14 protein-coding genes are annotated in these 12,513 nt (G+C 57.1%); 7 read left to right on the plus strand and 7 right to left on the minus strand.

The genetic code is table 11. From position 1 onward, the window contains the following. Positions 1-12 precede the first annotated feature (12 nt). Entirely contained in the window at positions 13-465 is a 453-nt protein-coding gene (matP, locus tag ABLX76_RS21845; RefSeq protein ID WP_002898404.1) for a macrodomain Ter protein MatP, read from the plus strand. A 146-nt stretch (positions 466-611) separates the two neighbouring features. Here the strand turns inward: matP and ompA are convergent, their stop codons facing one another. Together ompA and sulA are read right to left on the minus strand one after the other, a co-directional pair. Then, positions 612-1,682 (minus strand): porin OmpA, encoded by a 1,071-nt coding sequence (gene ompA / locus ABLX76_RS21850; protein ID WP_044521956.1) that lies wholly within the window; start codon positions 1,680-1,682, stop codon positions 612-614. 352 nt (positions 1,683-2,034) lie between these two features. Further along, complete coding sequence (gene sulA / locus ABLX76_RS21855) at positions 2,035-2,544, minus strand: SOS-induced cell division inhibitor SulA (protein WP_023289052.1); 510 nt, start codon at positions 2,542-2,544, stop codon at positions 2,035-2,037. A gap of 25 nt (positions 2,545-2,569) precedes the next feature. Here sulA and ABLX76_RS21860 point away from each other — a divergent pair, with 25 nt between their 5' ends. Together ABLX76_RS21860 and ABLX76_RS21865 are read left to right on the plus strand one after the other, a co-directional pair. Then, positions 2,570-2,875, plus strand: coding sequence for a hypothetical protein (locus tag ABLX76_RS21860; RefSeq protein WP_170927824.1), 306 nt, complete (start codon positions 2,570-2,572; stop codon positions 2,873-2,875). Positions 2,876-2,892: 17 nt separating this feature from the next. Further along, entirely contained in the window at positions 2,893-3,489 is a 597-nt protein-coding gene (locus ABLX76_RS21865) for a TfoX/Sxy family DNA transformation protein (RefSeq protein ID WP_023289053.1), read from the plus strand. A 10-nt stretch (positions 3,490-3,499) separates the two neighbouring features. On the opposite strand, the gene yccS is transcribed toward ABLX76_RS21865, so the two are convergent. Both yccS and ABLX76_RS21875 read right to left on the minus strand, forming a co-directional pair. Continuing rightward, the gene (gene yccS, locus ABLX76_RS21870) at positions 3,500-5,635 is read right to left on the minus strand and encodes a YccS family putative transporter (RefSeq protein WP_348875287.1); all 2,136 of its coding nucleotides are present in this window, start codon (positions 5,633-5,635) and stop codon (positions 3,500-3,502) included. 17 nt (positions 5,636-5,652) lie between these two features. Beyond that, positions 5,653-6,099, minus strand: coding sequence for a YccF domain-containing protein (locus tag ABLX76_RS21875; RefSeq protein WP_004201437.1), 447 nt, complete (start codon positions 6,097-6,099; stop codon positions 5,653-5,655). Between the two features lie 124 nt (positions 6,100-6,223). Here ABLX76_RS21875 and helD point away from each other — a divergent pair, with 124 nt between their 5' ends. Beyond that, a complete protein-coding gene (gene helD / locus ABLX76_RS21880; protein WP_348875288.1) occupies positions 6,224-8,278 on the plus strand; it encodes a DNA helicase IV in 2,055 nt (684 codons plus the stop codon). A gap of 11 nt (positions 8,279-8,289) precedes the next feature. Here helD and mgsA read toward each other — a convergent pair whose 3' ends face one another. Further along, complete coding sequence (mgsA, locus tag ABLX76_RS21885) at positions 8,290-8,748, minus strand: methylglyoxal synthase (protein WP_004201439.1); 459 nt, start codon at positions 8,746-8,748, stop codon at positions 8,290-8,292. A 154-nt stretch (positions 8,749-8,902) separates the two neighbouring features. On the opposite strand from mgsA, the gene ABLX76_RS21890 reads away from it, so the two are divergent. Then, positions 8,903-9,316: a CoA-binding protein gene (locus ABLX76_RS21890; RefSeq protein WP_004201441.1), complete on the plus strand. Its 414-nt coding sequence runs from the start codon at positions 8,903-8,905 to the stop codon at positions 9,314-9,316. Positions 9,317-9,344: 28 nt separating this feature from the next. Here the strand turns inward: ABLX76_RS21890 and hspQ are convergent, their stop codons facing one another. Continuing rightward, complete coding sequence (gene hspQ, locus ABLX76_RS21895; protein WP_023289058.1) at positions 9,345-9,662, minus strand: heat shock protein HspQ; 318 nt, start codon at positions 9,660-9,662, stop codon at positions 9,345-9,347. A gap of 59 nt (positions 9,663-9,721) precedes the next feature. After that, positions 9,722-10,924: a 23S rRNA (cytosine(1962)-C(5))-methyltransferase RlmI gene (rlmI, locus tag ABLX76_RS21900; protein ID WP_348875289.1), complete on the minus strand. Its 1,203-nt coding sequence runs from the start codon at positions 10,922-10,924 to the stop codon at positions 9,722-9,724. Between the two features lie 190 nt (positions 10,925-11,114). Here rlmI and ABLX76_RS21905 point away from each other — a divergent pair, with 190 nt between their 5' ends. Continuing rightward, positions 11,115-11,669, plus strand: a complete 555-nt coding sequence (locus ABLX76_RS21905) for a YbhB/YbcL family Raf kinase inhibitor-like protein (RefSeq protein ID WP_032455288.1) — start codon at positions 11,115-11,117, stop codon at positions 11,667-11,669. Between the two features lie 17 nt (positions 11,670-11,686). Then, positions 11,687-12,475, plus strand: coding sequence for a helix-turn-helix transcriptional regulator (locus tag ABLX76_RS21910; protein ID WP_065881808.1), 789 nt, complete (start codon positions 11,687-11,689; stop codon positions 12,473-12,475). The last annotated feature ends 38 nt before the right edge of the window (positions 12,476-12,513 follow it).

The following is a 12,513-nucleotide window of genomic DNA, read 5'->3' on the forward strand; positions in this document are numbered from 1 at the left end:
ATTGAGATCGCAATGAAATATCAACAACTGGAAAATCTTGAAAGCGGCTGGAAATGGAAATATCTGGTAAAGAAGCACCGGGAAGGTGAGCTGATTACCCGCTACATTGAGGCCAGCGCTGCGCAAGCTGCGGTAGATGACTTGCTGACGCTCGAGAATGAACCTGTGCTGGTGCATGCCTGGATTGAGCAGCATATGAATCCGGCGCTGATGAACCGCATGAAACAGACCATCCGTGCGCGACGGAAACGCCATTTTAACGCCGAGCATCAGCATACGCGTAAGAAGTCGATCGACCTTGAGTTTGTCGTCTGGCAGCGCCTTGCCGGTCTGGCGCAGAGGCGTGGGAAAACCTTGTCCGAAACCATCGTCCAGCTGATTGAGGATGCTGAGCATAAAGAGAAGTATGCCAGCAAAATGTCGAGCCTGAAGCACGATCTGCAGGTACTGTTAGGTAAGGAGTAGCAGGCTGCCCGTTCAGTGGTGACTAAGGCGCAGGTCGCGCCACACAGGCTACCATCCGCCTCTAACGGCCTTCAGTCTTTAGCCGCTAAAGCGAGCGAGAAGACATAAAAAAACCCGCCGAAGCGGGTTTTTTCATCAGTTATAACTTAAGCCGCAGGCTGAGTTACAACTTCTTTGTAGCCTTTAACTTCGATCTCTACACGACGATCCGGAGCCAGGCAGTCGATCAGGGCAGCGCGAGCTTTCACGTTGTCACAGGTGTTGCCAGTAACCGGGTTGGATTCACCCATGCCGCGAGCGGAGATTTTGCCAGCCGGGATGCCTTTAGCAACCAGGTAGTCAACAACGGACTGAGCACGTTTCTCAGACAGCTGCTGGTTGTAAGCTTCGGAACCGATGCGGTCGGTGTAGCCCAGAACAACAGCGGAACCGTCTTTCGGATCCATGTTGCTCAGCTGGGTGTACAGCTGATCCAGAGCCTGCTGACCTTCCGGTTTCAGGGTTGCTTTGTTGAAGTTGAACAGTACGTCAGACTTCAGGGTGAAGTGCTTGGTAGCCACTTCCGGAGCCGGAGCCGGAGCCGGAGCTACAACCGGAGCAGCATCTTCCTGACCGAAACGGTAGGAAACGCCCAGGCTCAGCATGCCGTTATCAGGACGGGTACCCACAGTGCCCGCGTCGCCGATGTTGTTAACCCACTGGTATTCCAGACGGGTAGCGATGTCACGAGTAACAGCCCACTCTACGCCGCCAGCAAATACTGGGGAAACGCCAGTGTCGTGTTCGCTACGGGAAACGCCGGTAGAAGCGTAGTTGCCTTTGGAGTCAGCGCGCCAAACCATGCCGCCCAGACGGGTGTAGATGTCCAGATCGTCAGTGATCGGGTAACCCAGTTTAGCGGTCAGCTGAACGCCCTGAGCTTTGAAAGCACCGTTGTCAACGCTGCCTTTATATGCCATACGGCCCAGCCAGTCGTAACCCATTTCGAAACCGAGGTACGGGTTAACCTGGTAACCACCGAACGCACCAGCACCGAGCTGATCGTTACGGGTCGGACCATTGTTGCCCTGGAAACCGTTACCGTAGAAACCGGTGTCGTGATACTGGGACCAACCCAGTTTACCACCTGCATACCAGGTGTTATCTTTCGGAGCGGCCTGCGCTACGGTAGCGAAGCCAGCCAGTGCCACTGCAATCGCGATAGCTGTCTTTTTCATTTTTTGCGCCTCATTATCATCCAAAATTCGCCATGAAGTTACAAAAGACCTCACGGTTAAATCCTTCACCGGGGGCGTGACTTGTTGTTAACTATGCTGATACATGCAGCGTAAGCCGATCACCCCTGGCGATGTAAAGTCTACAACTTAGTTCGAAACTTACAAGTGTGAACTCTGTCAGGCATATGAAAAAAAAGGGTTGTGTACACAATATTTAACAAATATGGTTGATTTTCGTACACGAAAAAAAGGCACGAATGCCCGTGTGGCAGGCATTCCGCGAAAAAGACCTTAAAAAACGCTGTGCCATTACTACCGGTAAAAAAAATTCCAGGAATAATCCTAATTTCACTCAATGATACAAATTTGAGTGAATTTTTAGCCCGCTGAGTTGTCTGCCGAGCGTGCCCTGATTTCGGACCGGGCGCATGATGAATCCCATCGCGCAGCCTTCCTGGGCTGCATGCACCAGACGCTCATGTTCGTCAGCGGTTAACTCCTCCGCAAGCCAGCAGATAACCACGCTATAGTTACCGGTACGCAGGGCGCGGATCATCGAGTCTAAAGTGTGACTGGGGGAGAGCTGGCTAATTTGCATGACCTTAGACAGCGGCAGACCGGCGGACTGAACCCACTCGCGGCTAAGCTTTTGTTGCGGCGTAAGCCACAGCTGCCAGCGAGACTGTTGACCCAACTGCTGTAATAAAGGTAGCAACAACAACTGTGTCATCATGGGTTGATCTTCACGATAGACAATTTCACTGATCAGCCCATTGGCGGCCTGTTCGCCAGAACGATGAGCGTAGTGGGCTGCCGGAGCAGAGGCCTGTGCTGAACGGTTTGCATGAGCTGAAGTAAACATAGTCTATCCCGCCTGTAGTTACTGTATGCATATACAGTATATCCGCCAGGGGAAAAGATCAACCGCAATTTGTCATTTTGCTGGTGGAAATTTAATCGCTTTCAGCCATCCTGACGGTACAGGTTTGCGGCTACTCGCAACACCATCCTTAACACCGGCTAATCCTTTTTCTCCTGTCTACCAGTTGCAGCAACAGCTGCAATTTTCTGAAAGCGTCTCGCAAAACCGCATTCTGGTGGAAAAGCAGGCAAAAATCATCTTGCTGCTGTCAGGGAAGTCCCTTATGTTTTCCCTTAGCGGATCCGTTAACAACTTAAGTTTAATTACATGATTCACAAAGGAATGATCATGAGAAAACTCGTATGTCCGCGGCTCCCGCAATTTCAGGCCTGCGTCTCTCCGCTGGGTCAACTTCACTCTCGCCCCCTGTTTGGCGGCTACAGCCTTGCTATCGAAGATACCGTGTTTGCGATGGTGGCAGAGGGGAATATTTATCTAAAGGCCTGCGAGCAGAGCGCTGCCTATCGGGTAGAACACCATAATCCTTTATTGATGCTGCGCCGACACGGGCGCATCGTGCCGCTAAAGTATTATCAAATCGACGATGCCTTGTGGCGCGATGAGAAACAGCTATTCCGCTTGTCGCTGATGTCGTGGCAGAGCGCCCAGCGTGAAAAATATCGCCGCCGGTCGTCGGGACGCCTGAAGGATTTACCCAATATCAGCTTTCATATGGAATTGCAGCTGATTCACTCGGGCATTCCAGATGTGTTAGCACTACGGGAGGTGGGTGCCCGCCAGGCCTGGCTAAAGCTGCGCGAGAACAATGCTTCCCTTTCGCACAACGTCTTGCTGGCGCTGGAGGGGGCTATCGTTGGCGTTCATGCCGCCGCGCTCCCGACGCCACGGCGTCAGGAGCTTCTGGAATGGGCGTCTGCGCGCTAATGGACAACGGTTATTCCGTTTGAGCGTGTACCCGCTGCTGCAGGCGGCAGATTTCAGGCAACAGCGCCAGCAGCAGGCCAATCTGCTGTAACACCAGGGGCTCTTTACTGTCCGCGCGAGGCTCCAGATGGTGGATCCGGCTTTGCAGGCTGGTCAACGCCTTCTGCACCCGCTGTTCATCCGCTGGGGTATGATGCAGGGCATCATCCACATAGCAGACCGCATCATCGAGCAGGGCGAGGATGTCCGGCGTGGACAGTTTTTCCCGATGCGCGCCGAGAGCGGAAATGTAGCTGGTGAAGGTATGATTGAGACACAGCAGGCGAAAGGCGGTCTCGCGCTGGGCGGCATCCGCCCGTGGTTCCGTCGACAAGTTCGAGACGACGGAAGCCAGCTCAGCATCGCGGTTGTAGGCGTCACGGCGTGCGACACGGTAGGCCAGCCGGTTGTCGCGGCCCTGGTGGTACTGCTCCAGGATGGCATCCAGATAACGGCAGTTCGCGTTTAGCGCCTGGTCCAGCGCCCGCGGCAGGTTGCGGAATTTCCAGTCCGGCCAGATGAAGCTGACCGCCGCCCAGGCGATGGCGCAGCCGATCAGCGTATCAATGATGCGCGGCAGCGCGACTTCAAAACCTTCGCCAAGCAGGTTAAAGCACAGCAGCACCAGCAGCGTAATAAACATGGTGGCATGGGCGTACTGCACGTTACGAAAGGCGAAGAACAGCACGCCGGTGAGGACGATCAGCAGCAGCTGCCCTTCAACCGACGGTACCAGCAGGAGGACCGGCAGGCCGATCGCCACCCCGACCAGCGTGCCGATGATCCGCAACGCCAGGCGATGGCGGGTGGCGTTATAGTTCGGCTGACAGACGAACAAACTGGTCAGCAGGATCCAGTAGCCGTGCTGAAGCCCGGTAAACTGGATAAAGGCATAGCCGGCGCAGAGCACCAGCGACATACGCACCGCGTGGCGAAAGAGGGCTGACTCTGGCGACATATTGCGCTGCAGGCGCAGCCAGATATCGTTCAGTCCGCCGAGCCTGTCGTCGGCCAGCAGCGTCTCTGTATTACTCCCGGCGGGCGCGGTGGTTTGCACCGATTCAATCGTGGCCAGCTGAGCATCAATGGCGCGCAGGTTATTGAGTAAATAGCCAAGGGCGTTGAGCTGCTCATCGGATGCGCCGCTGGCGCGTACGCGCTCAAGTGCCGCATCGAGATGCATAAACGCCCGTTCGAAGTGGGCATCATGCTGATAGGGTTCGCGCAGCAGAATCGCCCGCGAGAGTTTCTGGCAGGCCTGCGCCTGCATCGAAAGCATGCGCTGGAAACGGAACATCACATCGCTGTAGCGGAACTGGTCACGCATGGTCTGGTACTGAATATGCGATGAGCTGGCGCGTTCATGAATATCCTGGGCCACAAAGTAATACTGCAGCGTACGACGAGTACCACGCTGTCCCCGGTCGCCTCGTAGTCGGGTCAACAGTGAGACCTTGGTTTGGTTAAGGGTCGCCACCAGTTGGCCGTTGGCGAGGGCCAGATCGTACAGCGGCGCCTGGCTCTCATCCTCAAGGTCTGGATCAAACAGCCGGGATTTGAGCTCCAGATAGCGGGCCAGTTGCTCATAGCTACGCGCCAGGTTGTCCTGCAGTGGACGAATTGGAAAAATCAGATGGCCGGACAACGTCAGCAGGTTGTACCACACGGCTCCCGCCAGCAGGAACAACGGCTGCAGATACCAGTGATCGTACAGCGTGACGCCGAGCATGGTGTAGATGGCGATAAGCAGGGCGCCGAAGGCAATGGTCGCATAGCGCTGTCCGAGGCCGCCAAGCAAAATAAAGCCGATGGTAGACACGGTCAGACCAAGGGCAAACAGCGGCGGCCACGGAAACAGCAGCTCCACGGAGGCGGAGGCGATAAAAAAGCAAACCAGAGTAATAGCGAGGTTGCGCAGGCGGCCCGCCAGACGGTCATCAAGGTCGGTCAGCGCCGCGGCCACGACGCCGAGGGTGAGGGGGATGGTCAGTTTGACTTCGCCGATCCACCAGGGAAACAACGTCGTGCCGCAGAGCGCAATAAAAATGCGTACGTTATAAAGCCAGGCGCTGTTCCAGGTGTAGCGGCGTAGCAGGGGGCTAATCATGTCCGTGTTCCATTCGGTTACTGAAAGCGACGACGCGCATTGGCTTCGCGTGCGGCGCGCGCGGTTTCCACAGAGACGACCCGGCGACCCACCGGCCAGAGGGCGATGGCGGCGATTTTAAAATTAGCGATCCCCACCGGGATGCCAATGATAGTCAGGCATTGGGCGATGCCGCTGAAAATATGCATCAGGCACAACCACCAGCCGAAAAAAATGAACCACAGAATGTTCAGGATGGTGCCGCCGGCGTTCAGCAGGCTGTTTTGGCGACCTGGCTCGAGCTCATCAACATGAATCGCCTCGTTACCATAGGGAAATAACGAAAGGCGAGTGATTTCCCAGCAGGAACGAGTCAGCGGCAGCGTGACGATCAGCATAATGCTGACCAGAGTGGCGAGCAGCCAGCCTAAAGTGGTGGCGAAACCGCCAAGGATAAAGTTCAAAATATTCAGAATGGTACGCATAAAGCCTCGGTTTTGCCCTGTGGATAATAAGACCTGACAATTGTAACGTTTTTTTGCGCTGGAGCACCTGGTCCGGGGCGGTTAAACTGAAAAACAATCCACCCTGATTGAAAATCGACATTATATGGAACTTAAAGCGACAACATTGGGCAAACGCATGGCTCAGCATCCTTATGACAGGGTGCAGTTACTGAATGCCGGGGTAAAGGTTTCCGGCGATCGTCATGAGTATCTTATCCCTTTCAATCAGTTATTGTCAGTGCATTGTAAGCGCGGTCTGGTCTGGGGCGAACTGGAGTTTGTGCTGCCGGACGATAAAGTCGTGCGTTTGCACGGTACCGAATGGAGCGAAACGCAGCGCTTTTATCACCATTTACACACGCTCTGGCAGCAGTGGAGCACGGAAATGAGCGGTATCGCCGCCGGGGTGCTGAAGCAGCAGCTGACAGCCATCGAACGCACCCGGGCAGAAGGTAAGTGGCTGACGCGTCAGCAGGTGGCGGATGTTCAGGATAATATTCGCCATGCGTTAACCGGGCTGCCGATGCCCACCAGCCGGCTTGACGCCTTTGATAACTGCCGGGAGCTGTGGCGGGAATGTCAGCGCTGGTTAGGGGATGTTGAAGCGGCGCGTCAGGCCCATAACCAGGCCTTTACCGAGGCGATGCTGGAACAGTATCGCGGCTTTTTTGACGGCGTGGAATCCTCCCCGCTCAATCCGTCGCAGGCGCGAGCGGTGGTGAACGGCGAGCACTCCCTGCTGGTGCTGGCGGGAGCGGGCAGTGGTAAAACCTCGGTGCTGGTGGCTCGAGCGGGCTGGCTGCTGGCGCGGGGAGAAGCGGCGGCAGAGCAAATTCTGCTGCTGGCATTCGGCCGCCAGGCGGCGCAGGAGATGGATGAGCGGATTCGCGAGCGTCTGGCATCAGACGATATTACCGCCCGCACCTTCCACTCGCTGGCGCTGCATATTATCCAGCAGGGCAGCAAAAAAGTGCCCACCATCAGTAAGCTGGAAAGCGATACTGCGGCCCGCCACGCATTGCTGCTGAAAAGCTGGCAAAAGCAGTGCCAGGAGAAAAAAGCGCAGGCGAAAGGCTGGCGCCTGTGGCTGGAAGAGGAGATGGGCTGGCAGCTGCCGGAGGGGGATTTCTGGCAGGATAAAAAGGTGCAGCGGCGGATGGCCAGCCGGCTTGACCGCTGGGTCAGCCTGATGCGCATGCACGGCGGCTCCCAGGCAGAGATGATCGCTGGCGCGCCGGATGCGGTACGCGATCTGTTCAGTAAACGGGTGAAGCTGATGTCGCCCCTGCTGAAAGAGTGGAAGGCGGCGCTGAAGGCGGAGAATGCGGTCGATTTTTCCGGTCTGATCCATCAGGCGGTCAATATTCTCGATAAAGGCCGCTTTGTTAGCCCGTGGAAACACATTCTGGTGGATGAATTTCAGGATATTTCGCCGCAGCGAGCCTCGCTGCTGGCCGCGTTACGCCGGCAAAATAGCCAAACCACGCTCTTTGCCGTTGGCGATGACTGGCAGGCGATTTACCGGTTCAGCGGGGCGCAGCTCTCCCTGACCACCGCGTTCAACCACTACTTTGGCGAAGGGGACTGCTGTGCGCTGGATACCACCTATCGCTTTAACGGGCGTATCGGCGAAATAGCCAATGGTTTTATCCAGCAGAATCCGCATCAGTTAAGCAAACCGCTGAACAGCCTGACCGCGGGAGATAAAAAGGCCGTCACTCTGTTAACCGACGATAAGCTGGACGATCTTCTGGATAAATTGAGCGGTTACGTTAAGCCCGAGCAGCGGATCCTTCTGCTTGCCCGCTACCATCATCTGAAGCCCGAGGCGCTTGATAAAGCGGCGACGCGCTGGCCGCACCTCCAGCTTGATTTTATGACTATTCACGCCAGCAAAGGTCAGCAGGCCGACTATGTCATTGTGCTGGGACTGCAGGAGGGAGTGGATGCGTTTCCGGCTCCAGCGCGCGAGTCGATCATAGAGGAGGCGCTCCTCCCGCAACCGGAAGATTTTCCGGATGCGGAGGAACGTCGACTGCTGTACGTGGCCATAACCCGTGCCCGTCACCGGGTGTGGCTGTTATTTAACAAGGCGCAACCGTCGCCGTTTGTCGAGATCCTGCAGGCGCTGGATGTGCCTGTGGCCAGAAAGCCGTGATCGCGGTTCGATTATTTCAGGCGCTCGGCAAGATATCGCGGATAATCCGGGATCAGAATATCGAGCGGTTGAGCGAAGTGCGGCGACTGGATAATAAAGTCGGCGGTGGAGACGTTAGTGGCGACCGGAATGTTCCAGACCGTGGCCAGACGCAGCAAGGCTTTGACATCCGGGTCGTGGGGAACGGCGTTCAGCGGATCCCAGAAGAAGATCAGCACGTCGATTTTCCCTTCTGAAATGAGGGCACCCACCTGCTGGTCGCCGCCCATCGGGCCGCTCAGCATGGCATTGACCTCCAGCCCGGTAGCCCGGGAGACCAGGTTGCCGGTAGTGCCGGTGGCGTACAAAACATGTTGCGCCAGCAGCGCCTGATGGCGAGCAACCCATTTCATCAGCATATCTTTACAGTGATCGTGAGCCACCAGCGCGATATGTTTTTGCGCAGGCAGGGTACGTGTTGTCAGTTCCATATTTTCATTCCGCATTTTGACCTGCTGACAGATTACTGAATGTGGCTGTCGCTGCAAGCATCAGGGATGAAAATTTTGCTGAATCTGCGGGTTAGCCTGGATGGCCCCCTGCTGCGGATTAGCATACACTTAGGTGAAATAGCAGGAGGAAACCATGAAAGAGAACGATATTGCCGATATCCTGACCTCGACACGGACGATTGCGCTGGTCGGCGCCAGCGACAAACCTGACCGTCCGAGCTACCGGGTCATGAAGTATCTGCTGGATCAGGGGTATCACGTTATCCCGGTTTCGCCGAAGGTGGCAGGCAAGACGCTGTTGGGGCAGCAGGGCTATGGAACGCTTGCCGATGTTCCGGAAAAGGTCGACATGGTTGATGTCTTCCGTAATTCAGAAGCGGCATGGGGCGTGGCGCAGGAGGCGATTGCTATCGGCGCGAAAACGCTGTGGCTGCAGCTGGGGGTGATCAATGAACAGGCCGCGGTGCTGGCCCGAGAAGCCGGGTTAAACGTGGTGATGGATCGTTGTCCGGCCATTGAGCTACCGCGACTGGGATTAGCAAAATAACAAAAAACCCCGCCTGGCGGGGTTTTGTTTAATTGCGAAGGCGCGGCGCCTGCAACTGCTGACGAATTGTTTTGGCCAGCTCGTCGAGGGACGGCTGCTCCGGATGTTCGTCGCGGGGTTCGCTGCTCAGCTGCGCTTCTGCCAGATAGGTATGGATGGGTTGGCCATCATCATCTTCCATCACTACATGGTACCAGGGGGCCGCGCGCAGTTCGTCATTGGCGGCAATTTCATCCTCTTCCGGTTCCGCGAGCGAGTACTCGGGATCGACATCGACGATGACGCCCAGGTAGCCCAAGAGCGTATGGCGGACCTGTTGGCCGATACCGAATTTGCTGGCTATCATAGGCACCTCCTGGGAAACATGAATACTCCCTATATGAGGCTCATGTTTCGTTTTTCAAGTTACATGACGCGACAGGCAAACCCCTTCAGATACAGCCCTTCCGGATAGGTTGCGATCACCGGATGGTCGGCAGCCTGACGGAACTGTTCTATAAATTGTACATCACGTCCGGCATCAATTGCGGAATCCGCGATGATTTTCTGAAATAAATCGGTGGTCATCAGGCCGGAGCAGGAGAAGGTCAGCAGCACGCCGCCGGGGTTCAGCAGCTGGATCGCCAGCATATTGATGTCTTTATAGCCACGGCAGGCGCCCATCAACTGGCTTTTATTTTCTACGAATTTCGGCGGATCCATCACGATGACGTCGAATTTCTCCCCTTGATCGCGGTATTTACGCAGCAGTTTGAACACGTCGTCGCGCACAAACTCCGCTTTGGACAGATCCAGTCCGTTGAGCTCCACGTTCTGGCGCGCAACGTCGAGCGCCTCCTGCGAGGTATCCACGCTGGTGACCTTGCGGCAGCCGCCCATCAGCGCCGACACCGCAAAGCCGCCGGTATAAGAGAAGCAGTTCAGCACCCGTTTATCCGCCACATAGCGACGGGTCGCCAGGCGACTGTCGCGCTGGTCGAGGTAGTAGCCGGTTTTGTGCCCGCCCTGGATATCGACCAACAGCTTCATGCCGTGCTCAGCGATCGGCAGCAGCGCTGGCGGCAGTTCGCCCACTACCGGCCCCTGGGCCAGCTCCAGCCCCTCTTTTTTACGCACCGCGACATCGCTGCGATCGTAAATGGCGCAGTCCGGGAACAGGCTCTGCAGGGCGCTGATGATGGCGGCGCGCTGGTATTCGGCGCCTGCGCTGAGGAGCTGCAGCACGAAAAAGTTGCCAAAGCGGTCGATTGTCACGCCCGGCAGCCCATCGGACTCGCCGGCGATCAGACGGTAGCTGTCGAGGCCATCGCGCTCGGCCAGCCAGGCACGCCAGGTTTGCGCCTGCTGCAGGCGGCGTTCAAAGAAGGCGTTATCAATGGCTTCGTTGCGATCGAAGGTCCACACGCGGGCGCGGATCTGCGACGACGGCGAGTAAGCGCCGCGGGCCAGCCATTTTCCCTGATGGTCAACGATATCGATGGTTTCACCGCTGCGGGCTTTACCTTCCATGCGGGCGACGCCGCCGGAGAAAATCCACGGATGGCGACGCAGCAGGGATTTCTCGCGTCCTTTGGCTAACACTAAGCGGGGGAATAGGGAATCTGTCATGGAGCTACCTTTAAGCAACGGGAATGTCGGCACCGAAAAATGGCGCGTAGATTAGCACACCTGGCGCATACAAGCATCTTTCCCCCGCCAGGCGCGGTTGAGCGTTTCGGCACAAAATGCAGGCGCTTCAGCACATTCACCTTGCGTGGCGTTTCATACTCTGTCTTCACACCCCCAGGAGGAGAAGACGATGAAAACAGGTATGCGGATAGTTGTGGCGATGGTTGCGGCAGTGAGCAGTGGCGCGATGGCTGCGCCGTTTAGCGTGAGCAGCAATGATATGCGTGACGGGCAGCCGCTGGCCCAGAAACACTGGTTTACCGGTTTCGGCTGCACAGGAGGCAATGTCTCTCCACAGCTGGCATGGAAAAACGCCCCGGCAGGCACGCGCAGCTTCGCGGTCACCGTCCGGGATCCTGATGCGCCTACCGGCAGCGGCTGGTGGCACTGGACGTTAGTCAATATTGCCAGCAGCGTCTCTTCTCTGCCCGCTGGCGCGGGAGATAAAAACAGCGCTACACTGCCGGGCGGGGCGGTACAGGGCCGCAACGATTTTGGCTATGCCGGCTTCGGCGGCGCCTGCCCGCCGGCGGGAGATAAACCGCATCGCTACCGTTTTACGGTGTGGGCGCTGGATATCCCCACGCTGCCGGTGAACGCCGATGCCAGCGGGGCGCTGGTGGGGTATCTGTTACACAGCCATGCTCTCGCCAGCGCCCAGTTGACGGCGACGGCCGGGCGCTAAAATAAAAGGGTGGTCGGATGGAGAGTATTCATTTTCAGCATAACGCCCTGACCGCCGCGGAGATCACCACCCGACGGCTATGCAGGCTGCATCGGGTGCGTCTGTTCGCCCCGGCGCTCTGTCGGGTAAAGCGCGGCAGCAAGGTGATTGTGCAAGGGGAGAGCCGGGTGCTGGCAACCCCGCAACAGCTGATTGTTTTGCCGGCTGACGTTGAGCTGGAGGTGATTAACCAGCCGGAGAATGGCCTCTTTTGCTCCGATCTGCTGTCGCTGACGTCCGAGCTGTTGACGGCGTTCAAGACCCGCTATGTCAGTGAACCACCGCCCGGGCGTCTGACCTCGCTCTGCGCCCCGGTGACGACTGAGCTGGCGTTTATGTGGCAAAGCGTTCTGCAGGCGGTGCGGGAAGGCTTGTCCCCCTCTCTGCAGCAGCATCAGACCATGGGCCTGCTGCTGGCCTTGCACGAGGCGGGTTATGCCGGCCCGCTGCTCGTCGAGCGGCAGCAGGATCTGTCGGCGCAGGTTCGACAACTGGTCATGCTGTCGCCAGCGCAAGCGTGGAGCGTGTCGCGGGTAGCGAAAATGCTCTTTCTCGGCGAGTCCACGCTGCGCCGTCGGCTGCAGCAGGAATCGCAGAGTTTTCGCCAGATTGTCGAGGAGGTGCGGATGGCCCATGCCCTGGGGCAGCTGCAGACCACTTCGCGGCCCATCGGGGAAATTGCGCAGAACAGCGGATATCAGTCGGGATCGCGCTTTACCGCGCGCTTCCGTCAGCACTATGGTTTACTGCCAAAGCACGTACGCTGAATGAATTTGCTATCCTCAGCGTAAAGGGTGAGCGAAAA

It is taken from the genome of Klebsiella sp. JB_Kp004, from assembly GCF_040065795.1.
Classification (GTDB): Bacteria; Pseudomonadota; Gammaproteobacteria; order Enterobacterales; family Enterobacteriaceae; genus Klebsiella; species Klebsiella quasipneumoniae.